Source organism: Micromonospora cathayae (assembly GCF_028993575.1).
Taxonomy (GTDB): domain Bacteria; phylum Actinomycetota; class Actinomycetes; order Mycobacteriales; family Micromonosporaceae; genus Micromonospora; species Micromonospora cathayae.
Map to the genome: position 1 here is coordinate 918000 of NZ_CP118615.1, position 24777 is coordinate 942776.

Sequence of the window (24777 nt, forward strand, 5' to 3'; positions counted from 1 at the left end):
ACCGGCCCGGATCGTCGAGCTCGGGGCGGGCACCGGACTGCTCACCAGGGCCGTGCTGGCGCTCGGCCACCACGTCGTACCGGTCGAGCCGGACGAGGCGATGCGGGCACGACTGGCCGCCGCGACGCCCGGGACGAGGGCGTACGCTGCTCGACCGCCACCCGGACCTGGCCGGTCGGGAGCGCGTCGTCCTGCCGTACCGGACGTTGGTCATCCGTGCCCGGCGGACCTGACACCCGCCGACCCGGCTCCGGCGATGCGCCTCAGAGATTGCGGTCGTAGACCAGGCGCAGGCCGATCAGGGTGATCATCGGCTCGTGGTGGGTGATGGTCCGGCACTCGTTGATCACCAGGGCGGCCAGGCCCCCGGTGGCGATCACCGCCCTCACCTCGCCCAACTCCTCGATCATCCGCTCCACGATCCGGTCCACCTGCCCGGCGAAGCCGAAGTACAGGCCGGACTGGAGGCACTCCACGGTGTTCTTGCCGATCACCGACCGGGGCTTGGCCGCCTCGACCTTGCGGAGCTGGGCGGCGCGGGCGGCCAGCGCGTCGAAGGAGATCTCGATGCCCGGCGCGAACGCCCCACCGAGGAACTCGCCCCGGGAGCTGATCACGTCGAAGTTGGTGGTGGTGCCGAAGTCGACCACGATCGACGGGCCGCCGTACAGGGTGTGCGCGGCCAGCGTGTTCACCACCCGGTCCGCGCCGACCTCCTTCGGGTTGTCGATCGCCAACTGCACGCCGGTCCGTACCCCCGGCTCGACGATCACGCTGGGCAGGTCACCGTAGTAGCGGGCCAGCATGGTACGCAGCGAGCGCAGCGCGGCCGGCACGGTGGAACAGGCGGCCACCCCGGTGATCTCCACCGCGTCGCCGGCGAGCAGCCCCCGGAACATCAGGCCCAACTCGTCGGCGGTCGAGCGGGCGTCGGTCTTGACCCGCCAGGAGTGCACCAGCTTGTCGCCGTCGAAGGTCGCCAGCACGGTGTTGGTGTTTCCGATGTCGATGCAGAGCAGCACGCACGCAGCCTAGACGCTGCCGCTCAACGGGTACGCAGGTCGAGTGCGACGTCCAGGATCGGCGAGGAGTGGGTCAACGCGCCCACCGACAGGTAGTCGACGCCGGTCGACGCGTACTCGGCCGCCACGTCCAGGGTCAGCCCGCCGGTCGCCTCCAGCTCGGCCCGGTCCCCCACCGCGGCCACCACCTCGGTCAGCGTCGCCGGGGTCATGTTGTCCAGCAGCAGGAAGTCCGCGCCGGCCGCCACCGCCTCCTCCGCCTCGGCCAGGGTGTCCACCTCCACCTGTACCGCCACCTCGGGGAACGCCTCCCGGACCCGGCGGTAGGCGGCGGCGATCCCGCCGGCCGCGAACTTGTGGTTGTCCTTGATCATGGCGACGTCGTACAGGCCCATCCGCTTGTTGGTGCCGCCCCCGGCCCGGACCGCGTACTTCTCCAGGATCCGCAGGCCGGGCGTGGTCTTGCGGGTGTCCAACACCATCGCCTTCGTGCCGGCCAGCTCGTCCGCCCAGGCCCGGGTGTGGGTCGCCACCCCGGACATCCGGCTGAGCAGGTTCAGCGCCGTCCGCTCGGCGGTCAGCAGCAGCCGGGTCGGGCCGGTCACCGTCGCCAGCACCTCACCCCGGGCCACCCGCGCGCCGTCCACCGCGACCAGCGACACCTCGACCGTACGGCCGTCGCCGGTCAGCACGCCGACCAGCTCGAACACCGCGGCGGCGACGGCCAGCCCGGCCACCACCCCGTCCGCCCGGGCCACCACGTCAGCGGTGTCGGTCTGCCCGGCCGGGATGGTGGCGACGCTGGTGACGTCCCGGAACTCCGGCCCGAGGTCCTCCCGCAGCGCGGTCTCGATGATCCGCCGGACCTCGGCCGGGTCGAGACCGGCCTCCCGCAGCATCCGTTGCGTCGACTGCCTCACCACAGCTCCTCGCTTCGCGACTGCATGTTCACACCGGAGGCTTCACGCCCCGGGTCGTACCGGGACCGGCCGCACGCTCACGCCGGCACCGTCCACCGCTGCGTCAGCCGGCCGTCCGGCCCGACCGCACCGACCAGGTGGCCGCGCCACGCCTCGTCGGCCGTCGGGAAGTCCTCCCGCCAGTGGCAGCCCCGGGTCTCCCGGCGGGCGTACCCGGCGGCGACCAGCGTCGACGCCACGGTCAGCAGGTTCGTCGCCTCCCAGCTCGCCGTCCGGGGCAGCCCCCGCCCGGTGCCCAGCTCGCTCAGGATCCGGGCGGTGTCGGCCAGCGTCGCCGCCGACCGGAGCACCCCCGCGCCCCGGGTCATCGCCCGTTGCAGCACCGGCGTCGCCTCCGGCGGCAGCACCCAGCCGCCCCCACCGACCCACGCGCCGGTCGGCGCGGGCTGCGCCTGTCCGGGCAGGCCCCGGGCGATGTCCTCGGCGATCCGGCGGGAGAACACCAGCCCCTCCAGCAGCGAGTTGGAGGCGAGCCGGTTGGCGCCGTGCACGCCGGTGCAGGCCACCTCGCCGCAGGCGTACAGGCCGGGGATGGAGGTCTGGCCGCGCAGGTCGGTACGGACCCCGCCGGAGGCGTAGTGGGCGGCCGGGGCGACCGGGATCAGGTCGGTCGCCGGGTCCACCCCGATCGCCAGGCAGGACGCCACGATGGTCGGGAAGCGCCGGGCCAGGTGCTCGCCGCCCAGATGCCGGGCGTCGAGGAAGACGTGGTCCGCGCCGGTGGCCAGCAGCACCCGGTGGATGCCCTTGGCGACCACGTCCCGGGGGGCCAGCTCGGCCAGCTCGTGCTGCCCGACCATGAACCGCTTGCCGTCGCCGTCCACCAGGTACGCGCCCTCGCCGCGCAGCGCCTCGGAGACCAGCGGCTGCTGGGCGTGGCCGGCACCGGGAACCCGGGCGGGCTCCGGCACGATCAACGCGGTCGGGTGGAACTGGACGAACTCCACGTCGGTGACGGCCGCGCCGGCCCGCATCGCCAGCGCCACCCCGTCGCCGGTCGAGACGGCCGGGTTGGTGGTCGCCGAGAAGATCTGCCCCATCCCGCCGGTGGCCAGCACGACCGCGCGGGCCAGCAGCGCACCCACCCCGTCCTCGCTGCCCTCGCCGAGCACGTGCAGGGTGATGCCGCAGGCCGGGCCGAGGCCGCCGGGGCCGTCCCCGGGAGCGCGGAGCAGGTCCAGCACCAGGGCGTGCTCGACCAGCCGGATCCACGGGTCGCGGCGGACCGCGGCGTGCAGGGCACGCTGCACCTCCGCGCCGGTGGCGTCCCCGCCGGCGTGCACGATCCGGTCCGCCCGGTGCCCGCCCTCCCGGGTGAGCATCAGCGAGCCGTCCGGGTGCCGGTCGAACTCGGCCCCGATCCGCATCAGCTCGCGCAGCCGGGCCGGCCCCTCCTCGACCAGCACCCGCACCGCCGCCGGGTCGCAGAGACCCACCCCGGCCACCTCGGTGTCGTACGCGTGCGCGGCCGGGGTGTCCGCCGGGTCGAGGACCGCGGCGATGCCGCCCTGCGCCCAGCGGGTCGAACCCTCGTCGATGTTGACCTTGGTGACCACGGTGACGTGCAGCCCCGCCTCACGCAGATGCAGGGCGGCGGTCAGGCCGGCGACCCCGGACCCGACCACGATCACGTCGGTGGTCTCCACCCAACCGGGCGCGGGGGCGGCCAGCAGGTCGGGGAGTCGGGGCAGCTCGACGGTCGACAGCTCCATGGGCACAGTCAACCGCGCCGGGGCACACCGCGCAGCGGCGGGGCCGAACCGAGTGGCGCGGGTGACGCTGGTGTACCGACTGACGCCTCCGTGCCGGGGGCGACGCACCGACTCAGCGGGCGCGGACCGACTCAGCGGGCGCGGAGTACCGGCGGACGCGTCGACTCAGCGGGCGCGGACCGGCGGGCGCGGACCGGCTCAGCGGGCGCGGACCGGGAGGGCGGTCGGGCCGGCGCCCTTGAGCGAGCGGGTCACCGTACGGTCGCTGAGCCAGAGGTGGCAGCGGACCCCCCGGTCGCCCACCTTCCAGCGGGCCGGACCGGGTGGGCGGACCACCACGTCGGCGCGGAACCGCAGGTCGTCGTCGACCGGCAGGCCGGCGTACCGGGCCAGGACCGACCGGCAGCCGGTGTAGACCGGGGCCCAGTCGGCGGCCTTGGCCGGGTACGGCCGGTCCGGGGCCTTCCACACCCCGACGAACTCGGCGTTGTGCGCCCTGGCACAGTCGACCGGGGTGAGCCGTTGCACGCCCAGTTGCCGGCCGGTACGCGCGTCCTGGCAGCCCAGCCGCAGCGGTGACGGCCCCTTCAGCGCGTCCCGCAGGCTGCCGGTCCGCAGCACCGTACGGGCCGCCGACTCGACGGTGTCCAGCTCGGTCAGGTCGCAGCGGTACCAGCGGGCCCCGGACGCCCAGCCCACCGTCGACGGCAGCGCCACCCCGAGGCGCAGCCGGCCGGCCCGCCACTCGTCCCCCACGTACGCCGACGCCCGGGTGTCGCAGTCGGCGAAGGCGGCCCGCATCGCCGCCGAGTCGATGGCCGGTGGCGCGGTGACCGTGGCGGGGAACGTACCCACGTGGGCCGTCTCGAGCCGGTGCGGGACGGCGCAGTCCACCGGCGCGAAGGCGGTCAGGGCGAGCCGGTCGGTGAAGTCGGCCACCTGGCAGACCCCGGCGGGCGGGACGAACGGCCCCGGTGCCGCCATCGGCTTCCAGTCGTCGGTCAGGTCGCCGTCGAACCCGTCGGAGCCGGCGCAGCCGGTCAGGGCCAGCAGGGCCACCGCCACCGCCGCCAGGCTCCTGCTCGCACGGCGCATCGCGGCCTCCCCCAGCCAACGGCCGTCGCCCGACGGCGCGCGGTAAGGGTAACCAGAAATGACCCTCCGGTAACAGACCGGATGCGCGGGCGGCAACCGGACACCGCGCCAGCTAGCCGACTGCGACGGCGTCCCCGCGGACCGGGTCGCCGACCATGCCGGGAGCCACCCCGGCCGGGTCCGTGCCCAGCTCGATCACCCGGTTGTCGGCGTCCACGTGCACCACCCGGGGCCGGTACGTCCGGGCCTCGGCGTCGTCCATCTGCCCGTACGAGATGAGGATGACCAGGTCACCGGGGTGCACCAGGTGGGCGGCGGCCCCGTTGATGCCGATCACGCCGCTGCCCCGCGCGCCCGGGATCACGTACGTCTCCAGCCGTGCCCCGTTGGTGATGTCCACGATCGCCACCTGCTCACCGGGGAGCAGGTCGGCGGCGTCGAGGAGATCCTGGTCGACGGTGACCGAGCCGACGTAGTGCAGGTCGGCCTGGGTCACCGTGGCCCGGTGGATCTTCGACTTGAGCATGGTGCGGTACATCGGATCGCTACCTCTCGCGGTTCGGGTCCGGGCCGGCCCACCCGGGTGGGGTGGTCACCGGGGACCGAGCCAGATCTCCATGTTGTCGATCAGTCGGGTGGTGCCGACCCGGGCCGCGACCAGCAGCCGGGCCGGCCCCCGCTCCGGGCCGGGTTCCAGGTCGGGGTCGGCGAGCACCAGGTAGTCCAGCTCCGCGGCGCCCTTGCTCGCCACGTCGAAGCCCAGGTTGGCGGCGACCAGTACGCCCTCCGGGGTCCCACCGTCGCCGGTGGCGGCGGCACCGGCCCGCAGCGCGGCCGACAGGGCCAGCGCGGCCTTTCGCTCGGCGGGGGACAGGTAACGGTTGCGGCTGGACAGGGCCAGTCCGTCCGGCTCCCGGACGGTCGGCACGCCGACGATGCGGACCGGCACCGCCAGGTCGCGCACCATCCGGCGGACCAGGGTGAGCTGCTGGTAGTCCTTCTCGCCGAAGAACGCCAGGTCGGCCCGGGTCAGGTTGAGCAGTTTGAGGACCACGGTGAGCACCCCGTGGAAGAAACCCGGCCGGCTGGCCCCCTCGAACTCGGCACCGAGCGGGCCCGGGTCGAGGCGGACCGCCTGTTCGCCGTCCGGGTACATCTCGTTCACCGTCGGGGCGAAGACCAGGTCGGCACCGGCCCGCCGGCAGATCTCCAGGTCCGCGTCGAGGGTGCGCGGGTACCGGTCGAAGTCCTCGTGGGGGCCGAACTGCAACGGGTTGACGAAGATCGTCACCAGGACGTGGTCGGACTGGTCCCGGGCGACGCGCAGCAACGCCTCGTGTCCCTCGTGCAGCGCGCCCATGGTCATCACCACCCCGACCGTGCCGGTCAGCGCGGCCCGCGCCTTCGCGAGGTCGTCGCGGGTGTGCAGTACCTCGGTCATGCCATCGCCTCCCGATGCGTGCCGCCCAGCACCCCGAGCAGCGACTCGGCGTCGGCCGGACGCAACCGGCCGGCGGCGATCGCCCGGTCGGCGGTGCGCCGGGCCAGGGCCAGGTACGCCTCGACCGAGTCGGGCGCGGTCGCGGTCAACCGGTCGAGGTGCCGTGCCACGGTGCCGGCGTCACCCCGGGACACCGGGCCGGTCAGCGCGTCGTCGCCGAGCCGCAGGGCATTGTCCAGGGCGGCCCGCAGCAGCGGGGCGAGCACCCGGTCCGGCTCGGCCACCCCGGCGTCACGCAGCCGGTCGGCCGCCTCGTTGACCAGGGTGACCAGGTGGTTCGCGCCGTGCGCCAGGGCCGCGTGGTAGAGCGGGCGGTCCGCCTCGGCGATCCACTCCGGCACCCCGCCGAGGTCCGCCACCAGCCGGGCGGCCAGGGCCCGCAGGTCCGTCGGGGCGGTCACGCCGTACGACACGCCGGGCAGCCGGTCCAGGTCGTCGGGCGTACCGGTGAAGGTCATCGCGGGGTGCAGCGCGAGCGGCCGGGCTCCCACGGCGGCGGCCGGGGCGAGCACGTCCAGCCCGTACGCCCCGGAGGTGTGCGCGACCACCTGGCCGGGCCGCAGCGCGCCGGCCTCGGCGAGCCCGGCCACCACGGCGGCGAGCGCGTCGTCCGGGACGGCCAGCAGGAGCAGGTCGGTGGCGGCCCGGCCGACCGCGACGGCGGAGCGGCGCTCGACGGCGGGCAGCAGCAGGGCGATCCGGGCGGTGGACGCGTCGGAGACGCCGGCGGCGGCGACCACCCGGTGCCCGGCGGCGGTGAGCGCAGCGCCCAGTACGGCACCGACCCGGCCGGCGCCGATCACGCCGACGGTGAGGGTGCGCGGGAAGGCTGGGGAGGTGCCCGCTCGACGGGCGGCCCCGTCGGGGGCGGCCGGACGCGGGCGCGGCGATGCGCTCATGTGATGATCCAGTCCTCGGTGATGGGGTACCGGTCAAGCGCAAGTATGCGCCGTGATCATCGACGCGCACAGGTGGGTGTGAAAACCTTCACCGGCACCGACGCCGGCACCGGCACCCGCGCCGGCACCGGCCGGGGACGCGCGGAAGGCGACCCCGGCCGGCGGGCCGAGCGGGCATCCGGCCGGGCGGGTCAGCGGACGGCGCGCAGGAAACCGGCGTCGAGGAACTTGAAGTTCGTCTCCGGCCGGGGCTCCCCGTCCCCGCCCGGGGTGACCGGGGTGTTCCCGCCGTCGTGCACCACCAGCAGCCCACCCGGGTACCCGGGCAGCGGGGTCGACACGGCCGCCGCACCGTCGCACTCCTGGGCCCCGTCCACCCGGCCGTCGACCACCGCGAACCGACCGGTCGGCCGGTTGGTCCGCCGGTCGTAGGTGTAGAAGGTGTCGTCACCCTGGCTGGAGACGACCAGGGTGCCGGTGAACCGGCCGGTCCGGTAGATGGTCAGCCCCTCCACGTCGGCGGCGATCCGGCCACCGAAGCCGGGGTCGGCCGAGTAGTCGACCACGCAGTCGTCCTCCTCCGGGTCGAAGGCCGCCGGGACGCCGTACTCGCGGGTGTGCTCCACCACCCGAGGGGCACCGGCGAACCGGCCGGCGCGCAGCGGAACCCGCCACAGCCCGACCGTCTCCTGGGCGAGGTACACGGTGCCGGTGGCCGGGTCGACCACCGTCCCCTCGACCTGCGGCCCGTCGCCCGGGTCGGCGCACGGCGACCAGGTACCGCCGTCCGGCAGGGTGAACACCGAGGGCAGGGTCAGCCGGTCCACCGGCAGGTAGGAGATCCGGTCCCTCTCGGCCACGATCTCGAACACCCCCACCTCCGGGGTGCTCCGGCGGCTCACCACCGCGTACGCGGTGCCGTCCCCGGCGGTGAAGGTGCCCAGCCCGTACGCGGTGCGCTGCTCGTTGACCTCGGCCTGGTCGGCGCTGAACGCGTACGGCACGTCGGCCGCCGTGACGTCGGTGAGCAGCCGGGTCACCGGGTCGATCCGGTAGAACCGCAGCTGGTCCCGGCCCCGGTCGGTGACCACGGCCAGGTCCACCGGCCGCCCGCCGAGGCGGAAGCCGGTGACCAGGTCGACGTTGTTGAACCGGCCCGACTCGTCGTCCGGGCCGGGCGCGGGCGGGGTGGGGATCGCCTGCCGTTCCCGGGCGGCCAGGTCGTAGACCCGCAGGCCGCCGTTCTTGGCGGTGGCGACGACCAGGCTGCCGGCCCGGTCGGTGGGGTGCACCCAGATCGCCGGGTCGTCGGCGTCGGCGTCCCCGCCGGCCTCGTCGTCGAAGAGGGACGGCGTCTCGACCGAGGCGCGGACGGAGGTGGGGGAACCGGCCGGCCCGTGCACCGGCTCGGCAGGCTTGGCAGGCTTGGCGGGGTGGGACGCGGCCGGCGCGGCGGTCACCGCGCTACCGGCCACCAGCAGCGGAAGCACCGCCACGGCGGGGATCAGGAGTCGTCGCATACCGGCTGACCGTAGGGTCGGCACGGTGACGCGAGCTGAACCCGGGATGAACTGATGGCCGTCGGTTGGCGGACGGCGATGACCAGGGCCCTGTACGGTCCCGGCGGCTTCTTCGTGACCGGGGCCGGCCCGGCCGCCCACTTCCGGACCAGCGTGCACGCCTCCCCGGTGTTCGGCGCGGCGCTGCTGCGCCTGGTCGAACAGGTCGACGCCGCGCTCGGCCACCCCGACCGGCTGGACGTGGTGGACGTCGGCGCGGGTCGGGGCGAGCTGCTCACCACCCTGGCCCGGCTGGTCGCGCGGTCGCCGGCCGTCAGCCGCCGCGCCGACCCGACCGCACCACCCGACGGCCGGCCGGCGGCCCTGCTCGACCGGCTCCGGTTGACCGGGGTGGAACTGGCACCCCGCCCCCCGGACCTGCCCGCGCCGATCGGCTGGCGGGACCGGCTGCCGGAACCGGTCACCGGGCTGCTGCTCGCCACCGAGTGGCTGGACAACGTACCGCTGGACGTGGCGGTGGCCGGCGGGGACGGCTGGCGGACCGTCCTGGTCGATCCGGCCGGGCACGAGTCGGTGGGTGGGCCGGTCGACCCGGCCGACGCCGCATGGCTCGACGCCTGGTGGCCGGGGCCGGTGCCGGGCGGCCGGGCCGAGATCGGCCGGCCCCGGGACCTCGCCTGGGCGGACGCGGTCCGGGCCGTCGACCGGGGGCTGGCGCTGGCGGTGGACTACGGGCACCTACGGGCCAGCCGGCCGGTCGACGGGACGCTGACCGGCTACCGCAACGGCCGACAGGTGCCGCCGGTGCCGGACGGCTCCTGCGACCTCACCGCGCACGTGGCGGTGGACGCGGTCGCCGCTGCCGGTGACCCGGCCACCGGTACGTCGTACGCGCTGCTTCCGCAGCGGGACGCGCTGCGGCTGCTCGGGGCGGACGGCGGGCGACCGCCGCTGGCGTTGGCCGGCACCGACCCCGCCGGTTACCTGCGGGCGCTCGCCACCGCGTCGGCGGTCACCGAACTGACCGACCCGGCCGGGCTCGGCGGACACTGGTGGCTGGTGCAACCGGTGGGCGTCCCGTTGCCGTTCGCGACCCCCACCGACCCCACCCGGGTCGGTCCCGGGTGACCGGCCCCGGCCCGGTCGGCCGCCCTCCCGCTCAGTCCAGGTTCACCAGCTCGGAGCGGCGGTAGCGCAGGGCCGCCGGCACCGCCGCGTCGACCGCGCGGACCGCCGCCTCCGCCCCCTTGAACAGCTCCGGATCCACCGGTACCTGGCAGCCGTGCAGCCCGAAGACGGTCCGTCCGGCACCGTCCTCCTCGACCCCCACCACCTCCGAGAACCGGATCCGGTGCACGTCACCGTCCGGGTCGCGCAGCGCCACCCCGTCGTCGGTCAGGATCAGGCGCAGACCCCGCGCATCCTTCGTCAGCACCTTCGCCAGCAGCGGCGGCCGGAAGACCCGACCGGTCGGTTCCTGCCGGTCCCGGCGGCAGCCCCCCTCGGCCAGCCCGGGCAGGTCGGGTGCCACCCCGCAGGGCACCACCAGCTGGGCGGTGGACAGCGCCTCCCGGAACGCCGCCCGGACCTCCTCCGGGGTCACCCGGGACCGCTGCGCCAGCCGGGTCGCCGGATCCTGGTACGCCATGCCGAACAGCTCGCGGACCGCCGCGTCCAGCAGTTCCGGCTCCACCGCGCGCGGGTCGTCCGCCAGTTCCCGGGCCGCCTCGCAGCGGTCCGCCAGCTCGGCCCCGGTGGGCCCCTCGTCGGCCATCCGCCGCAGCTCCGTCCAGAGCAGCCCGGCCACCTCGGCCTCCTGCCCCTCCCGGGCGTCGACGGTGAGCGTGAAGATCCGCCGGTCCCGGTCGAGCGGGACGACGTCGCCGCCGACCTCGTAGCTGAGGCCGTGGGTGTGCCGGGCGATCTGTTCCAGCCGCTCGGAGAGCACCTCCATGCCCTGCGCCCAGACCGGCCCACCGGTACCGAGCAGCGACACCCCCACCTCGGCGACCACATGCTCGAACCACACCGGCCCCGCCGTCGGCATTGGCTCCGGCAGCAGGTGCTCCGGTCGGGGCCCCGGCGGCAACGGCAGACGCAGGTCGGCCGGGGGCGGACCGGTCAGTACCAGCGCCGCGTTCCCGGCCACGAAGAACCGGGCCGCGTGCGCCCGGACCTGCTCGGCGGAGAGCCGGTCGTAGCCCGGTCCGGCCCAGGGGGCCAACCCGGCGCCCTGGACGCCGAGCCGCTGGCTGTACAGCGCCGCGCTGGTCGGGTCGGTGTAGTTCCCGCCCTCGGCGGTCAACACCCCGGCCTCCTTGTCGATCCGGTCGGTCGGCAGGTCGGCCAGGGTCCGGCAGACCCCGTCGAGGAAGGTGACGACCTGGTCCGGGCGGCCGGTGGCGGTGAAGATGGTCACGTCCAGGTCCACCGAGGCGTTCCGGTCGTGGTGCACCCGGGGCAGCGAACCCATCGTCAGGTGCTCCACCAGGTGGGTGATGCCGATGGTCCGGAACGTCTCGTCCCGGCCGCCGCAGCCGAACAGCAGGGCGGCGGTCAGCGGCTCCGGACCCCGGGCCCAGAACACCGGTACCCCGTCGATCAGCACACGCTCCATGGAGCGGGATGCTACGACCGCGATCATGGGCCGGGCACCGGCCGTCCGGTTGGGACGCACCGCCCGCGACGGCACCGGACGCCGTGGCACGATGGCGGGCATGACCACCGACGCCGGGAGCCTGCGCGAGCTGACCGTCGGCACCGGAGCCGGGCTGGACACCGCCGACATGGTGCTCAACATCGGCCCGCAGCACCCGTCCACGCACGGGGTGCTCCGGCTCAAGCTGGTACTCGACGGCGAACGGGTGGTCGCCTGCGAGCCGATCGTCGGGTACATGCACCGGGGCGCGGAGAAACTCTTCGAGGTCCGCGACTACCGGCAGATCATCGTGCTCGCCAACCGGCACGACTGGCTGTCGGCGTTCTCCAACGAGCTGGGCGTGGTGCTGGCCGTCGAACGGCTGATGGGGTTGGAGGTGCCGGAGCGGGCGGTCTGGCTGCGGACCGCGCTGGCCGAGCTGAACCGGGCGCTCAACCACCTGATGTTCCTCGGCTCGTACCCGCTGGAGATCGGCGCGATCACCCCGATGTTCTACGCGTTCCGGGAACGGGAGACCCTCCAGGCGGTCATGGAGGAGGTCTCCGGCGGCCGGATCCACTACATGTTCAACCGGGTCGGCGGGCTCAAGGAGGAGGTGCCGGCCGGCTGGACCGGCCGGGCCCGCGCCGCCATCGGCCAGGTCCGCCGGGGCCTGCCCGACCTGGACGACCTGATCCGCCGCAACGAGATCTTCCTGGCCCGTACCGTCGGGGTCGGGGTGCTCTCCGCCGCCGACGCCGCCGCGTTCGGCGCGTCCGGGCCGGTCGCCCGCGCCTCCGGCCTCGACCTGGACCTGCGCCGCGACGAGCCGTACCTCGCCTACGGCGAACTGGACGTGCCGGTGGTCACCCGCGCCACCGGGGACTGCCACGCCCGGTTCGAGGTGCTGCTCGACCAGGTGTACGTCTCACTCGACCTCGCCGAGCAGTGCCTGGACCGGGTGGACCGGCTGACCGGGCCGGTCAACACCCGGCTGCCGAAGGTGGTCAAGGCCCCCGAGGGGCACACCTACGCCTGGACGGAGAACCCGCTCGGCATCAACGGCTACTACCTGGTCTCGCGGGGCGAGAAGACGCCGTGGCGGCTCAAGCTGCGCACCGCGTCGTACGCGAACGTGCAGGCGCTGTCCACCCTGCTCCCCGGCTGCCTGGTGCCCGACCTGATCGCCATCCTCGGTTCGATGTTCTTCGTGGTCGGCGACATCGACAAGTGACCCCCCGGCCGGCCCGGGTCACCGGGGTCACTGCCAGTGGTCCGGGGCGGAGCGGGAACCGTACTCGCGGGGTGGCCGGTCGTAGCCGTCCGGCCCGGTTTCCGGCGCGCGGCCCCGGCGGGGCGTGTCCGGCGTCGGCCAGTCGTCCGCCGGCGGTCGCTGCCGGGGCGCTCGGAACGCGTCCGGCACCGGCACCCCGCCCGGGGGCAGTGCGTGGTGCGGCTCCGGCCAGCGCCCGCCCCGGTCCGGGTAGCCGCCCGACCGGGGCCCTGCCCCGGGATCGGGATACGCCCGCCGGGCATCAGGCGGCTCGGGCCCGGGGTCCGGGTACGCCCGCCGGGGGTCCGGGTGCTCCCGTCGGGAACCGGGGTGTTCCCGCCGGGGGTCCGGGTGCTCCCGCCGGGGCTCGCCGCGCCGGACCGTAGCCCACCGGTCCTCCATCCGCAGTTCGGTCCCGGCCCCGTCGGCGTGCAGTGCGGCACGCCGCTCGCCCATCCGTACCTCCCGGCCGTGCTCGTCGTCCCGTACCGCGGCCCAGCGGTCCCCGGCCCGGACGTCGGACCAGTGATCCGCCCCGGCCCCCTCCGCCGGGTACGGCCGATCCCGGTCCGAACGCTCGGCGGGCCCCTCCCAGGCCCGGTCGTCCGGCCGTTCCCAACCGCGGTCGTCCGGCCCCTCCCAGCCGCGGTCGGCGCTCTCCCGGCTACGTCCCGACCGGGGTCTCTCCTGCCGGGGTGCCGGCCCGTCCCACCGGTCGTCGGCAGGCCCCGACCATGGCTGCTCCTCGGGCGGCGGCGTGGGGGTCCACCGGCCGTACACGTTCCCGGGCACCGGGTCAGGGCCGGAACCGTCCACGATGGTGTGCCGGGTGGTCACGTGCACGGTCTCGGTGTGCCGCACCACGCCGACCGGACGGGACGTCTCCGGCCCGTGGCCGGCGCCGGGCCCGTCGGGCCGGGGCACGCCGTACACCCCGGGCGCCGGCCGCTCGGCGGCGTACCGGGCGGCCGGTCGGGTCCGGCGGGCGGCCGGTTCCTCGTCGTCGGACCGGTGGCCGGGGTAGTCGTCGGGCCGCTGGCCGGGGTAGTCGTCGGAGCGGTACCCGTCCCACTGGTCCTGGGCCCGGCGGGCGCGGTACCGGTCCGGCTCGTCGTCGTGGTGCCGGCGGGCGTACGGGTCGGGCTCGTCCTCGTGCCGCCGGCGCGCCCGGTACCGGTCGGGTTCCTCCTCGTCCGGCCGGCGGGCGTCGTCGTCCCGGTCCTCGTCCGGCTCGGGACGTCGCCGGCGTCCACCCTCGGCTGCGGTCGACCGGCGACGACCGGCAGCGGCCTCGTCCGTCCGGCGGCGTCCGGCAGCGGCCTCGTCCGTCCGGCGGCGTCCGGCAGCGGTCTCGTCCGTCCGGCGGCGTCCGCCGGTCGGCTCGTCCGTCGCGCTGTCCGCCGACTCCTCCGGCCAGCCGCGACCGCCTCCGGGCCCGACCGCCCGGTACGGCTCCGGCTCGTCGGTACGCCCGGACACCGCGCCCGCCGCGCCGGGTACCGCCACCCGCGCCCGTCCCGGACCGGCCCGCTCGGCACCGGGCACCGGACCAGCGCCTTCCGGGCCGGACACCGACCCGGCGTGTTCGGGGCCGGACATCGAGGCGGTCCGCTCGGTACCAGACCTCGGAGTGGTCCGCCCGGTACCGGACAGCGGCCCGGCCCCCGCGCCGCCCGGTACCGGTTCGGCACCCGGAACGGACGCGCTCCCCCCGGTCCTCCGGGGCACCGACGCCACCGCCTCCGGGGCCCGGTACGCCTGCTCGGCGACCTGGTGCCCGGATCGGGCCACCACCGCGATCTCGGCGCGCAACTCGTCGACCTCGTCGTAGAGCTGCCGAACGGCGGCACCGTCGTCGGGGCGCAGGGCGACCGACAGGCCGATCGCCACCACGGAACCGAGGGCGAGCACGGCGGCCACCCGCAGGGTGCCGTTACCGTCGGCCACCAGCAGCAACAACGCCGCGATCACGGCGAGCGCCACACCGACCCAGAACAGCAGGGGCAGTCGCGGCAGGCCGCGCTTGTCATCGGGGAGCACCGGAGCGGGCATGGGTGTGCAGCCTACCGAGCGTCCCTGGGACGAAAAAGGCCGACGGTGCCCGAAACCGGGCACCGTCGGCACAACGGCACGGATCAGCACGCCGATCCGGCGGTCACCCGCTGCGGCGACCCGCGCCGGACTCAGTTGACGGCGAGCGCCGCGTCCGAGCTGAACACCAGGCCCACGCTGGCGGTACCGGTCTTCAGGGCGTTCTTGGTCTGCGGGCCACCGGCGTCCAGCGAGCTGAACGAACCGGCCTTGAAGTCGTAGACCTCGACCAGACCGGCCTGGCACTTCGGCCGCTGCGGGCACTCCGGCGGTCCGGCCAGCACGGTGGCCGACCCGGAGCACTTCTCGGCGAGCTGGGTGAGGGTCGTCACGCCGTACTTGTCGGAGAAGGCCTTGGTGACGGCGAAGGCGTTCTGGTCCTGGGCGGCCGAGGGCGCGCCGAAGGCGAGCCCGGCCTTCTCACCGGCGGCGGTGAGCGCGGCGACCGTCTTGTCCAGGTCCGGCGAGGAGACCGGCTGGGCGTTCTGCCCGTTGGCCTTGTTGTTGAGGAACTCCGCCAGGGTGGCCGCGTACTCCGGGACCACCTGGATCTCGCCCTTCTCCAGGGCCGGCTCGTACAGTTCGCGGCTGCCGATCTGCTGCACCTTGACCTCGTACCCGGCAGCGGTGAGCACGATCGCGTACAGCTCGCCGAGGGTCTGGTTCTCGCTGAAGTTGGCCGCCCCGACCACGAGGGGGCCGCCCGGCCCCTTGGCGATGCCGTCGGTGAGGCCGTTCGCGGCGGCGAACTCCTCGGCGGCGACCTTCGGGGTCTTGCGGTCCACGTCGACGGCCTTGTTGAGCGCGATCAGCTTCGGCGTGTCGAGCGCGGCGGAAACCTTGTCGAGCGCGGCGACGAGCTGCGGGTTCGCCGCCTTCGCGTTGATCGCCGGGATGATGTTGTCGGTGTTCTGGAGCTTCTTGTCGTCGTCCAGGACGACGAGCTGGTCGCCGGCGACCGGCGCGCAGCCGGCCCCCGAGGACGCCGCCTCCGGCGCGTCGGTGCCGGACGAGCCGGCGTCACCGCAGCCGGTGAGGAAACCAGCCGCGGCGAGGGCGCCCACCGCGCCGATCACCAATCGAGTACGTGCGCGCATCTGCCCGCCTCCCGTGTCCCGGCGCGACCCGTACGGGCCGGCCGCGTGTCCGACGGGCGATCGTTCGGCCGCCCGCTGTCCGCCGCGAATCTCGCGGGAATCCCACGAAACATCTTCGCGGAACCGACCGAGACTTTCTCGCGGAATATCCACGAAACATCTTCGGCCACGGGACCGACGGACTGGCAACTCGGAGCCCGGTTTGACGCCGGATCGTCACCGAGCGGCATCGGCTGACCGCCTTTCCGCGTACCGGAGAACGGCCGCACGACCGGGCAGAACCGGCGGCCGTACGGCCGGGCAGGGCCCCGGGCGGCTGCCGCCGGCTGGCCAGGGCCGGGCGGGAGTCGGCGGCCGGGCAGGGCCGGGGGGGTACGGGTGCCGGCCGGCTCAGCCGCCGGTCACGGCGCTCGCCGCACGGCGGGCGGCCCGGCGGCGGGCCCGGCGCAGCGGGCGCGGGGTGACCAGCCGCTCGACCACCGCCAGGACCAGTTCGACCAGGATCGCCAGCCCGGCCACGAGCAGCCCGCCGGCGAGGATCTGCCCGCCACCGGCCGCGATGTCCAACCCGAAGCCGGCTCGGATGATCTGCCCCAGCCCGCCGCCGTTGACGAACGAGGCCAGCGCCGCCGTGGCGACCACCTGGACGGCGGCGGTCCGGAAGCCGGCCGCCAGGTACGGCACCGCCAGTGGCAGTTCCACCCGCCGCAACACCTGCCAACCGGAGAACCCCATTCCCCGGGCGGCGTCCCGGGCCTCCGGGTCGGCCTGCCGGATCCCGGTGTACGCGTTCGCGAGCAGCGGCGGCACCGCGAAGACGGCCAGGGCGACCACCACCGACGGTTGACCGAACCCGAGGAAGGTCAGCGGGAGGATGGTCAGCAGGGCCAGCGTCGGCACGGCGAGCGTGACGTTCGACACGAGCACCACCAGGCCCCCGCCCCGGCCGGTGTGCCCCAGCCAGAGCCCCACCGGCCAGGCCAGCAGGCAGCCCAACGCGACCGCCGCCGCCGACATGGTCAGGTGTTCGGTCAGCCGGTCCAGGACGCCGCCCGGGTTGGTCCAGTTCAGCGGGTCGTTGAGCCAGACCACCGCCTGTTCGATCGCGCTCACCGGGGCCTCCCCGTCACGTTCACCGGAGCCTGCCCGATCGCACTCAGCCGGAGCCTCCTCCTCGTCGCGCTCACGGGAGCCTCCTTCGCAGCCAGGGGGTGAGCAGCCGGCCGACCCCGGCCAGCACCAGGTCGAGCAGCAGCGCCAGCAGCACGCAGAGCAGGGTGCCGGTCATGATCTGCGCCTTGTAGAAGTTGTTCTGGAAGCCGGCGAAGATGAGCTGGCCGAGCCCGCCCCGACCGACCACCACCCCCACCGTCACCAGCGCGACCGTGGAGACGGTGGCGAGCCGGAGCCCGGTGAGGATGCCGGGCAGCGCCAGCGGCAGCTCCACCCGCAGCAGCCGGCCCCAGCGCCCGTACCCCATGCCCTCGGCGGCCTCCCGGACCTCCGCCGGGACCTGGCTCAGCCCGGCCACCGCGTTCCGGACGATCACCAGCAGCGCGTACAGCGCCACCACGCTGAGTACGGTCACCGCCCCGATACCGAGGTACGGCGCGAGGAAGGCGAACAGCGCCAGGGACGGGATCGTGTACAGGACCCCGGTGAGTGCGAGAATCGGCCCGGTGAGGGACCGGTACCAGTGGGCCGCCACCGCCAACGGCAGGGCCACCAGCGCGGCGATCAGCACCGCGCGGGCGGTCAGCGAGGCGTGCTCCCCCACCGCGGCGATGATCGTGTCAGAGTTGTCCCGCACGTACTGCCAGGAGAACCACGGGTTACCCGGATCGGCCCGGTAGCTCAGGCGGAAGGACATGCGTGGACGTTACCCCGGATCCCGTTCCCGGTACGGCCGCCGGCAGCGGCCCGGCCGACCGGTCCGGCGCCTCGTCGATCACCCTGGAGGGCATCGGCAAGCGCTACCCGGACGGCACCGAGGCGGTACGTGACCTCAGCCTGGAGGTCCGTGCCGGCGAGCTGACCGTGTTGATCGGCCCGTCGGGCTGCGGAAAGTCCACCGTGCTGCGGATGATCAACCGGCTGGTCGAGCCGACCTCCGGTCGGATCCTGCTCGGCGACGACGACGTCACCCGGGTCGACCCGGTGCGGCTGCGCCGCCGGATCGGCTACGTCATCCAGAACGTCGGTCTCTTCCCGCACCAGACCGTACGGGCCAACGTCGGCACCGTGCCCCGGCTGCTGGGCTGGTCGAAGGAGCGCAGCAGCCGCCGGGTGGACGAGTTGCTGGAACTGGTCGGGCTGGACCCGGCCCAGTTCGGCCGCCGCTACCCGCACGAACTCTCCGGAGGGCAGCGGCAGCGGGTCGGGGTGGCCCGGGCGCTCGCCGCCGACCCGGTGGTGCTGCTGATGGACGAGCCGTTCTCGGCCGTCGACCCGATCGTGCGGACCCGGCTCCAGGAGGAGTTCCTCCGCCTCCAGGCCGAGATGCGCAAGACGATCGTGCTGGTCACCCACGACCTGGACGAGGCGGTCCGGCTCGGTGACCGGATCGCGGTGCTCTCCGAGGGCGGCAAACTGGAGCAGTACGACCCGCCCGCCCGGCTGTTGGGCGCGCCGGCCTCGGACTTCGTCCGCGAGTTCGTCGGGGCCGACCGGGGCATCCGTCGGCTGGCCGTCACCCCGGTCACCCGGGAGACCCTGCAACCGCTGCCCGCCGACCTGTCCGGGCTGCCCCGGGTCCGGTTGGGCGGCTCGGCGTACGACGCGCTGGCCGCCCTGCTGGGCGCGTCCGCCGACCGGGCGGTGGTGGTGGACGACGACGGCCCGGTCGGCGCCCTGACCCGGCAGCAACTGCTCGACCTGGGTCAACAGCCGGTCCCCTGACCGGGGCTGATGTCGGGGCCGGTGCCGGTCCCCTGGCCGGGGCCGGTGCTGGTCCCCTGACCGTGACCGGGCCGGTCCCCTGGCCGGGGCCGGGCGGCCGTCCGGCGTGTCCGGCCGGGCGGGGTCGCAGCACCGGACGGCTCAGGCCCGGCCGCCGAGACTCGCGATGCCGACGACCCAGCCGGCGAAGAACCCGTACCCGGCCCCGGTGCCGGCCGCCTGGAAGGCCGCGAACAGCGACGGGTCGTCGCCGAACAGGGTGGCGAGCACGGCCGCGAACCCGGCCGCGAAGACGTACGCCCCCCAGCCGGAGAAGAACTGGCTGAGCAGGCCGCTCGCCGGGGCGGACTGGGGACCGGGCAGCAGGTAGAGCAGCACCCCGGTCAGCACGATCAGCAGCAGGGCGCGCAGCCCGTCGGTGAACAACGTCTCCAGCGGGGCGGACGAGTCGAGCCGCCAGGTCGGCCAGGCGAGCAGGCGGAGGAACCAGCCGCCCGCCGAGTTCGGGTCGGTGCTCCGCTCGGCCCACCGGGCGTACCCGGAACTGCCGCAGACGGCGACCAGGACCAGCGCGGCGAGCGTACCGGTCCCGGTCGCGGTGCTGCGACGGCGGTCGACTCCGGCCCGGCTGGTCAGCGGCATGCCGCGACCAGTTCCCAGCCACCTCGGACGGGCAAACCTGCCGGCGGTGCGCTTCACCGGGGGTGTCGGCTCAGTGCTTCATCAGGTAGTCGATGAAGGCCGCCCGCAGCAGCGGAGCGGTCTCCTCGTAACCGTGCCCGGTCAGCTCCCGCCACAGCGCCGCCGCCTCGTCGATGGTCGGCCCGACCGAGTTGGGCGCGCCGTCCAGGGCCGCCGCCTCGTCGGCGTTGGGCAGGTGCCGCAGCACCGACCAGAAGAAGCGCACGTCATGACGCTCCCTGGCCAGCGCGAACGCCTGCTGCCGGAGTTCCTCGGTGGAGAGTGCGTCCAGCTCGGCGAAGGATCGGCCACCCGTACCCGTGGCTGTTGAGTCGGTCATGCGGCGAGCCTAACCGGCGAGATCAGGCCCGGCCCGTCGAGTCACCTCAGCGGGTGTCGCCGCGCCACCGGTCGGGTCCGCCCTCCCAGCGTCGCCACGGGTCGGCCGGGTCCTCGGTGGCGGCATTCGACGGTAACGCGGGCGGCCAGGGGGCCTGCGATCCGGCGCGGGGCAGCGCCCAGCCCTGACTGATCGACGCGTCCCCGACCGGGGTGGTCTCCGGACGGTCCTCCGTGGCCGGCCGGGGCCGCCCGTACGCCTCGACCAGCCGGGTGACGACCAGACCGACGCCGAGCGCGGCCCCGGCCACCGCCCACCGGCTGATCTCGTGACCGGCCGCCTCGACGTACGCGAACAGGAAGCCGACCAGGACCACCACCAGCAGGGTCCCACTCACCCCGCCCCGACGGCCGAAGGCGCTCGTCCCACCGAGCAGCGCCATGCCCACGCCGAGCGCCGTCCAGTCCAGACCGGGGTCGGGGACGACCCGACCGCTGCCGTTCGCGGCGAGCAGCACCCCGGCCAGCGTCGCCAGCACGGTCGAGCCGATCAGCGCACCGACCGTGACCAGACCGGCCACCGTCCCCCGCCGCCGGGCCGGGTCCTCCACCGGCCGGAACCGGCCCACCAGCCGACGTACCGACCGGATCGCGCCGAAGAGTCCGCCCAGGACGGCGACCGCGGCGAAACCGGCGAAGAGGTAGTACGCGCTGTGCCGGGGGTCGTAGTCGGCCTGCACCGGCACCGGGACCGACCGGCGTTCGATCCAGGCCACCACCGCGGCCGCCCCGGCCAGGCTGGCCGCCCAGGCCGGCACGTGCAGGAGCACCACGAACACCGCCAACGCCAACCCACCGGCGGCGGCGAACACGGCGGCCGGGACGACAGCCTCGGTCACCCCCCGGTCGCCCTGCTCGGCGAAGTGCAGGGCGGCGGCGACCGCGACCGGGCCGATCGCCAGGTTCGGCGCCGCGGTCCGCAGGCTCAGCCCGGCCGCCAACGCCAGCAGGCCGAGCCCCACCACGCCGACGAGCAGCTCGCGCAGGCCGTCGCCGCGCAGCGTCTGCGGGCTCTGCAACCACAGCAGCAGTCCGAGTACGACCACCTTGCCGGCGAGTGCGCTCTCCCAGGCGACGTGTACGCCGACCCGGTCCCGCCCAGACTCACCGTCGGCCCGGTCCCGTCCCGCCCCACCGTCCGGTGGGTCCTCGGGTCCGAGGGTGGCGGCGGCCCGCCTCGGCTGCTCCCGGTCGACGGACTCACCCCGGCCCGGCTCGTCGTAGCCCATTGACGCACGCCTCCCACGGTGACCGGAACCGGCCCGGCGCACGGCGGGCCGGAACGCGCGGACCGGAGTCGGCCTTGACTACCCGGTCGCAGGCACCGTACCCGCGGTCACCGCGCAGAGGTAACCCCGTGATCAATGCGTGACGGAACCCGTGATCAATGGGTGACGTAAGCGGTTGTCAATGAATGTGCGGGCGCTCGCGGTCGTCGGGTTCGCGCTCGTCGTCCGGGCGCTTCGGCACCCGGCAGGAACGTTCCAGCCAGAGTGCCGCCCCGACCAGCGCCAGCGAGGCGGCCAGGCCGGCCAGCGCCGGCCCCCGGTCCTCGACCGCCGCCCGCGTGGTGCGCTCGATGAAGAGCCAGCCGGCCAGTCCGGCGTAGAACCCGGCGAAGATCGCACCGGCCAGCGCGGACGCCTTCGCCAGCACCACGAACCGGGCCACCACCAGCGGGTTGACCGGATCCCGGCCCGGCCTGCGCTCGATCCGCCCCTTGGTGTTGACCGCCGCGTACGCCTCCAGCACGGCCAGCCCGGCCAGGGTGACCACCGGCAACCAGGGCAGGGCCGGCATGGACCGGTAGAAGAAACTGATCAGCAGCCAGGCCAGGGCGGCGGCGGCCAGCCCGGCCACCAGCAGGGAGGCGGGCCGGGTCGGGCCCATCCGGTCCCGGTCGGACCCCGGGCCACGTGGCGACGGGGACTGGGTCATGCCGGCCGGCTCCACTGGGTCATGACGTCGACTCTAACGTCAGATCCGGACGGGCACCCAGTTCCAGGGCGTCCCCGGCGACCGGCTCGGCGTTCAGCAGGTCGGTCAGCCAGCCGTGCCCCGGCAGCTTCCCGTACGGCTGGATGTCGATCCACGGCCGCAGCACGAAGGCGCGCAGGTGGGCGCGGGGATGCGGCAGGGTCAGTTCGGGATCGTCGCTGAGCACCGGCTCACCGGCGTCGTCCCAGACCGCCACCACGTCCACGTCGAGGGTGCGCGGACCGAACCGCCGCCGCGGGTCGCGGACCCGTCCGGCCGCCCGCTCGGCGGCCCGCGCCCGCGCCAGCCAGTCGACGGCGGTGGCGGCCGGCTCCTCGGCCAGCAGCACCGCGTTTAGGTACGCGGGCTGGTCGGCGTCGCCCCACGGCGGCGTCTCGTACACCCCGGAGACCACCCGCACGGCGTCACCGAGGGTGACGATCGCGGTACGCAGGTGGGCCAGCCGGTCGCCGAGGTTGCTGCCCAGCGAGAGGACCGCCCGGGTCACCGGGTACGCGCCCGGGTCATGGTCACCGCCACGTCGGTGAAGGCGTGCGGCACCGGCGCCTCGGGCTTGTGCACGGTGACCGTGGCGGCGGTGACCCGGGGGTCGGCCAGGCAGACGTCGAGCAGCCGGTCGGCGAGCGTCTCGATCAGGTTCACCGGCTCACCGGTCACCACCGCCACCAGCCGGCCGGCCAGTTCGCCGTAGTGGACGGTGTCGGTCACCTCGTCGGAACGGGCCGCCGGGGCGAGGTCGAGTTCGAGGACGGCGTCCACCACGAACTCCTGGCCCTGCTCCCGCTCGAAGTCGTACACGCCGTGCCGACCCCGGGCCCGCAGCCCGGTCAGCGCGATCCGGTCGGTCATCCGCTCCCCCGCCGTCGATCACTCATGCTTCATCCTGCCGGTCACTCATGCTTCACTCCGGTGCCGCTCCACGCGGCCCCGACCGGCCCGGATGTTCCGCCGGCACCCGGCCCGGCGAACCCGGACGTACCGTCCATGACCGGCCCGGGCGTACCGGCCACGGCCACGGACCTGGGTGTACCGTCTGCGGCCGGCCCGGGTGTGCCGTCCGCTGCCGGCCGGGTCGCGGCGGAGGACGCGAGGTGCGGGCGACCGCTGGCCTGCCAGACGGCGAGCGCGTCGGCGGTGCCCCGGACGTCGTGTACCCGGACCCCCCAGGCACCGGCCGCCACGGCCAGCAGACTGGTGGCCGCGGTGGCCACCTCCCGCCCGCCGGTGGGTCGGGGCTGGCCGTCCGGGCCGGCGAGCAGCCGCCCCAGGTACGACTTTCGGCTGGCGGCGAAGAGCAGCGGGAAGCCGAGGGTCAGCAGTTCGGGCAGCCGTCGGGTGAGTTCCCAGTTGTGGTCGGCGGTCTTCGCGAAACCCAGGCCGGGGTCGACGATGATCCGGTCCGCCGCCACCCCGGCCCGCAGCGCCTCGTCGACCCGCCGGGCCAGTTCGTCCCGTACGTCTTCCACCACGTCGGTGTAGGTGGCGAGATCGCGCATGACCCGCGAGTGACCGCGCCAGTGCATCAGCACCCACGGGCAGCCGGCGTCCCGGACCACCCGGGCCATGTCCGGGTCGGCGAGCCCGCCGGAGACGTCGTTGACGACGGCGGCCCCGGCGGTCAGAGCGGCCTCGGCGACCCGGGCGCGGGTGGTGTCGATGCTGACCGGCACCCCGGCGCCGGCGAGTTCCCGGACGACCGGCAGCACCCGGGCCGCCTCGGTCTCCGCGTCGACCCGGTCCGCGCCGGGGCGGGTGGACTCTCCGCCGACGTCGACCACGTGCGCGCCGTCGGCGTGCAGCCGTACGCCGTGCCGGACGGCGGCGGCCAGGTCGGCGTACCGGCCGCCGTCGGAGAACGAGTCGGGCGTGACGTTGAGGACGCCCATCACCACGGGGACGCCCGCCCGCACCAGATCGGTCACCGGTGCACCGTACCCGCCGGCCCGCGCGCCGGGGAGCGGCCGGGGCCCGACTCACCCGACCCTGACGTGCGCTTTCGAACAGGTGTACGATCGGTCGCCGGGGTCGAAGCGGGCACACTCTTCGCCGCTTGTTCCAAACAGGGGCGGCCCGTACGCTTTGGAATTGCTTCGGCACTGAGACGACCGGAGCCCGAAGGGAGGGTCAAAGCGGGAAGAACCGCCCGAAGTTCGCCACCTTGCGTGGCGGGCGACGAACGCAGCGTCAGTGATGACGTGTCGAGCACACCCATTCCCGTCAGGCCCTACTCACGCAACGCCGCGGCTCTGCCGGCCGCGCCATGGGGAGGTTTCCAGTGATCGCCACAGAGTTCGTGGAGACGGTGTCGACAGGTGTCGGCCCGCTCCTCCACGCCCTGGCGTCGACCCCGCTCGCCGAGCCGGCCCCCAAGGGGATCGACACCGACGGTGTCGTCACCTTCTTCGCCAGCAAGATCGCACCCATCCTGCTCGCCGTGCTGGGCGTCATCTTCATCGGTCGGGCCAGTCGAGGCGAGGTCTCGAAGGTGCTGACCAGCTCGGCCATCGCGATCATCGGGCTCGCGTTCATCGCCGGAGCCGCCACACTCTTCTTCGTCGGTGACTACCTGATCGAACTGATCTTCGAATAGGCGCGGGCAGAGATGCGGCTGCGCACCGACGACGACATCTACCGGGCCCGCCTGGTCTACCTCGGGCCGCCCGGCTACACCCTTCCCGTTCACCTGCCGTACGCGCAGTACGGCCTGTTCATGCTGCTCGTCCCCCTCTACATGTTCATCCACTGGTTGTTCACGCTGCAGGTGGAGCTCTTCCCGGCCTGGGAGATCGCGCTCGCCATCGTGACGACCTCGTTCGTCTTCCGGTACGTCGACCCGGACCGGCCCGCGCGGATGGTCATCCGCACCGCGCTGACCGACTGGCGACGGACCCGGGAGCCGGCCGCCGAACTACGCGACCCACGCCTGGTCGGCAGCCGGATCAGGATCCGGGAGGAGCTGGCATGACCGGTCGT

25 protein-coding genes are annotated in these 24777 nt (G+C 74.6%); 5 read left to right on the forward strand and 20 right to left on the reverse strand.

Annotation, left to right across the window (positions count from 1 at the left end):
• Positions 1-263: 263 nt before the first annotated feature.
• From PVK37_RS04335 to PVK37_RS04370, 8 genes are all read right to left on the reverse strand, one after another.
• Positions 264-1022 carry a type III pantothenate kinase gene (locus PVK37_RS04335; protein ID WP_275032427.1) on the reverse strand — a complete coding sequence of 253 codons (759 nt, stop codon included), beginning with the start codon at positions 1020-1022 and terminating at the stop codon, positions 264-266.
• Between the two features lie 23 nt (positions 1023-1045).
• A complete protein-coding gene (gene nadC / locus PVK37_RS04340) occupies positions 1046-1921 on the reverse strand; it encodes a carboxylating nicotinate-nucleotide diphosphorylase (protein WP_423791049.1) in 876 nt (291 codons plus the stop codon).
• A gap of 98 nt (positions 1922-2019) precedes the next feature.
• Positions 2020-3714, reverse strand: a complete 1695-nt coding sequence (locus PVK37_RS04345; protein ID WP_275032429.1) for an L-aspartate oxidase — start codon at positions 3712-3714, stop codon at positions 2020-2022.
• Between the two features lie 198 nt (positions 3715-3912).
• Complete coding sequence (locus PVK37_RS04350; protein ID WP_275032430.1) at positions 3913-4809, reverse strand: septum formation family protein; 897 nt, start codon at positions 4807-4809, stop codon at positions 3913-3915.
• Between the two features lie 112 nt (positions 4810-4921).
• Positions 4922-5347, reverse strand: coding sequence for an aspartate 1-decarboxylase (gene panD, locus PVK37_RS04355; RefSeq protein WP_275032431.1), 426 nt, complete (start codon positions 5345-5347; stop codon positions 4922-4924).
• A gap of 54 nt (positions 5348-5401) precedes the next feature.
• Positions 5402-6250, reverse strand: a complete 849-nt coding sequence (gene panC, locus PVK37_RS04360) for a pantoate--beta-alanine ligase (RefSeq protein ID WP_275032432.1) — start codon at positions 6248-6250, stop codon at positions 5402-5404.
• The gene (locus PVK37_RS04365) at positions 6247-7209 is read right to left on the reverse strand and encodes a Rossmann-like and DUF2520 domain-containing protein (protein WP_275032433.1); all 963 of its coding nucleotides are present in this window, start codon (positions 7207-7209) and stop codon (positions 6247-6249) included. The genes panC and PVK37_RS04365 overlap by 4 nt, the downstream gene beginning before the upstream one ends.
• Before the next feature lie 191 nt (positions 7210-7400).
• Positions 7401-8729: a phytase gene (locus PVK37_RS04370; RefSeq protein WP_275032434.1), complete on the reverse strand. Its 1329-nt coding sequence runs from the start codon at positions 8727-8729 to the stop codon at positions 7401-7403.
• A gap of 54 nt (positions 8730-8783) precedes the next feature.
• On the opposite strand from PVK37_RS04370, the gene PVK37_RS04375 reads away from it, so the two are divergent.
• Entirely contained in the window at positions 8784-9857 is a 1074-nt protein-coding gene (locus PVK37_RS04375; RefSeq protein ID WP_275032435.1) for an SAM-dependent methyltransferase, read from the forward strand.
• Positions 9858-9888: 31 nt separating this feature from the next.
• Here the strand turns inward: PVK37_RS04375 and PVK37_RS04380 are convergent, their stop codons facing one another.
• Complete coding sequence (locus PVK37_RS04380; RefSeq protein WP_275032436.1) at positions 9889-11346, reverse strand: M16 family metallopeptidase; 1458 nt, start codon at positions 11344-11346, stop codon at positions 9889-9891.
• Positions 11347-11437: 91 nt separating this feature from the next.
• On the opposite strand from PVK37_RS04380, the gene PVK37_RS04385 reads away from it, so the two are divergent.
• Positions 11438-12601, forward strand: a complete 1164-nt coding sequence (locus PVK37_RS04385) for an NADH-quinone oxidoreductase subunit D (protein ID WP_275034951.1) — start codon at positions 11438-11440, stop codon at positions 12599-12601.
• 27 nt (positions 12602-12628) lie between these two features.
• Here PVK37_RS04385 and PVK37_RS04390 read toward each other — a convergent pair whose 3' ends face one another.
• The 4 genes from PVK37_RS04390 to PVK37_RS04405 form a co-directional block, all read right to left on the reverse strand.
• The gene (locus PVK37_RS04390; RefSeq protein WP_275032437.1) at positions 12629-14692 is read right to left on the reverse strand and encodes a hypothetical protein; all 2064 of its coding nucleotides are present in this window, start codon (positions 14690-14692) and stop codon (positions 12629-12631) included.
• A gap of 131 nt (positions 14693-14823) precedes the next feature.
• Positions 14824-15828, reverse strand: a complete 1005-nt coding sequence (locus PVK37_RS04395) for a glycine betaine ABC transporter substrate-binding protein (protein WP_275032438.1) — start codon at positions 15826-15828, stop codon at positions 14824-14826.
• A 390-nt stretch (positions 15829-16218) separates the two neighbouring features.
• Positions 16219-16941 (reverse strand): ABC transporter permease, encoded by a 723-nt coding sequence (locus PVK37_RS04400; RefSeq protein WP_275032439.1) that lies wholly within the window; start codon positions 16939-16941, stop codon positions 16219-16221.
• A 70-nt stretch (positions 16942-17011) separates the two neighbouring features.
• Positions 17012-17698 carry an ABC transporter permease gene (locus tag PVK37_RS04405; protein WP_275032440.1) on the reverse strand — a complete coding sequence of 229 codons (687 nt, stop codon included), beginning with the start codon at positions 17696-17698 and terminating at the stop codon, positions 17012-17014.
• Positions 17699-17700: 2 nt separating this feature from the next.
• Between PVK37_RS04405 and PVK37_RS04410 the strand changes: the two genes are divergently transcribed.
• Positions 17701-18726: an ABC transporter ATP-binding protein gene (locus PVK37_RS04410; RefSeq protein ID WP_423791000.1), complete on the forward strand. Its 1026-nt coding sequence runs from the start codon at positions 17701-17703 to the stop codon at positions 18724-18726.
• Between the two features lie 141 nt (positions 18727-18867).
• Here the strand turns inward: PVK37_RS04410 and PVK37_RS04415 are convergent, their stop codons facing one another.
• From PVK37_RS04415 to folP, 7 genes are all read right to left on the reverse strand, one after another.
• Positions 18868-19368 (reverse strand): hypothetical protein, encoded by a 501-nt coding sequence (locus tag PVK37_RS04415; RefSeq protein ID WP_275032441.1) that lies wholly within the window; start codon positions 19366-19368, stop codon positions 18868-18870.
• A gap of 70 nt (positions 19369-19438) precedes the next feature.
• Positions 19439-19747, reverse strand: coding sequence for a hypothetical protein (locus PVK37_RS04420; RefSeq protein WP_275032442.1), 309 nt, complete (start codon positions 19745-19747; stop codon positions 19439-19441).
• Between the two features lie 46 nt (positions 19748-19793).
• A complete protein-coding gene (locus tag PVK37_RS04425) occupies positions 19794-21035 on the reverse strand; it encodes an ABC transporter permease (protein ID WP_275032443.1) in 1242 nt (413 codons plus the stop codon).
• A gap of 178 nt (positions 21036-21213) precedes the next feature.
• Positions 21214-21696, reverse strand: a complete 483-nt coding sequence (locus PVK37_RS04430) for a DUF3180 domain-containing protein (RefSeq protein ID WP_423791050.1) — start codon at positions 21694-21696, stop codon at positions 21214-21216.
• A 67-nt stretch (positions 21697-21763) separates the two neighbouring features.
• Positions 21764-22291 carry a 2-amino-4-hydroxy-6-hydroxymethyldihydropteridine diphosphokinase gene (folK, locus tag PVK37_RS04435; protein WP_275032445.1) on the reverse strand — a complete coding sequence of 176 codons (528 nt, stop codon included), beginning with the start codon at positions 22289-22291 and terminating at the stop codon, positions 21764-21766.
• On the reverse strand, positions 22288-22653 hold the full coding sequence (gene folB, locus PVK37_RS04440; protein WP_275032446.1) for a dihydroneopterin aldolase: 366 nt from the start codon (positions 22651-22653) through the stop codon (positions 22288-22290). The genes folK and folB overlap by 4 nt, the downstream gene beginning before the upstream one ends.
• Before the next feature lie 41 nt (positions 22654-22694).
• Positions 22695-23726 (reverse strand): dihydropteroate synthase, encoded by a 1032-nt coding sequence (folP, locus tag PVK37_RS04445; protein WP_341483417.1) that lies wholly within the window; start codon positions 23724-23726, stop codon positions 22695-22697.
• 353 nt (positions 23727-24079) lie between these two features.
• Here folP and PVK37_RS04450 point away from each other — a divergent pair, with 353 nt between their 5' ends.
• Together PVK37_RS04450 and PVK37_RS04455 are read left to right on the forward strand one after the other, a co-directional pair.
• Positions 24080-24394 carry a hypothetical protein gene (locus PVK37_RS04450; protein WP_275032447.1) on the forward strand — a complete coding sequence of 105 codons (315 nt, stop codon included), beginning with the start codon at positions 24080-24082 and terminating at the stop codon, positions 24392-24394.
• A gap of 12 nt (positions 24395-24406) precedes the next feature.
• Positions 24407-24769: a hypothetical protein gene (locus tag PVK37_RS04455; protein ID WP_275032448.1), complete on the forward strand. Its 363-nt coding sequence runs from the start codon at positions 24407-24409 to the stop codon at positions 24767-24769.
• The last annotated feature ends 8 nt before the right edge of the window (positions 24770-24777 follow it).

What these genes read in the sequence shown, in the direction of transcription:
- PVK37_RS04430 (WP_423791050.1), bottom strand. Translation starts at nt 21,696, where the DNA reads ATGGGCCCGACCCGGCCCGCCTCCCTGCTGGTGGCCGGGCTGGCCGCC.
- panC (WP_275032432.1), bottom strand. Translation starts at nt 6,250, where the DNA reads ATGACCGAGGTACTGCACACCCGCGACGACCTCGCGAAGGCGCGGGCC.
- PVK37_RS04420 (WP_275032442.1), bottom strand. Translation starts at nt 19,747, where the DNA reads ATGACCGACTCAACAGCCACGGGTACGGGTGGCCGATCCTTCGCCGAG.
- PVK37_RS04395 (WP_275032438.1), bottom strand. Translation starts at nt 15,828, where the DNA reads ATGCGCGCACGTACTCGATTGGTGATCGGCGCGGTGGGCGCCCTCGCC.
- nadC (WP_423791049.1), bottom strand. Translation starts at nt 1,921, where the DNA reads ATGCTGCGGGAGGCCGGTCTCGACCCGGCCGAGGTCCGGCGGATCATC.
- PVK37_RS04345 (WP_275032429.1), bottom strand. Translation starts at nt 3,714, where the DNA reads ATGGAGCTGTCGACCGTCGAGCTGCCCCGACTCCCCGACCTGCTGGCC.
- folB (WP_275032446.1), bottom strand. Translation starts at nt 22,653, where the DNA reads ATGACCGACCGGATCGCGCTGACCGGGCTGCGGGCCCGGGGTCGGCAC.
- PVK37_RS04370 (WP_275032434.1), bottom strand. Translation starts at nt 8,729, where the DNA reads ATGCGACGACTCCTGATCCCCGCCGTGGCGGTGCTTCCGCTGCTGGTG.
- PVK37_RS04365 (WP_275032433.1), bottom strand. Translation starts at nt 7,209, where the DNA reads ATGAGCGCATCGCCGCGCCCGCGTCCGGCCGCCCCCGACGGGGCCGCC.
- PVK37_RS04390 (WP_275032437.1), bottom strand. Translation starts at nt 14,692, where the DNA reads ATGCCCGCTCCGGTGCTCCCCGATGACAAGCGCGGCCTGCCGCGACTG.
- PVK37_RS04455 (WP_275032448.1), top strand. Translation starts at nt 24,407, where the DNA reads ATGCGGCTGCGCACCGACGACGACATCTACCGGGCCCGCCTGGTCTAC.
- PVK37_RS04405 (WP_275032440.1), bottom strand. Translation starts at nt 17,698, where the DNA reads ATGTCCTTCCGCCTGAGCTACCGGGCCGATCCGGGTAACCCGTGGTTC.
- PVK37_RS04375 (WP_275032435.1), top strand. Translation starts at nt 8,784, where the DNA reads ATGGCCGTCGGTTGGCGGACGGCGATGACCAGGGCCCTGTACGGTCCC.
- PVK37_RS04350 (WP_275032430.1), bottom strand. Translation starts at nt 4,809, where the DNA reads ATGCGCCGTGCGAGCAGGAGCCTGGCGGCGGTGGCGGTGGCCCTGCTG.
- PVK37_RS04425 (WP_275032443.1), bottom strand. Translation starts at nt 21,035, where the DNA reads ATGGGCTACGACGAGCCGGGCCGGGGTGAGTCCGTCGACCGGGAGCAG.
- PVK37_RS04385 (WP_275034951.1), top strand. Translation starts at nt 11,438, where the DNA reads ATGGCGGGCATGACCACCGACGCCGGGAGCCTGCGCGAGCTGACCGTC.
- PVK37_RS04380 (WP_275032436.1), bottom strand. Translation starts at nt 11,346, where the DNA reads ATGGAGCGTGTGCTGATCGACGGGGTACCGGTGTTCTGGGCCCGGGGT.
- PVK37_RS04415 (WP_275032441.1), bottom strand. Translation starts at nt 19,368, where the DNA reads ATGCCGCTGACCAGCCGGGCCGGAGTCGACCGCCGTCGCAGCACCGCG.
- panD (WP_275032431.1), bottom strand. Translation starts at nt 5,347, where the DNA reads ATGTACCGCACCATGCTCAAGTCGAAGATCCACCGGGCCACGGTGACC.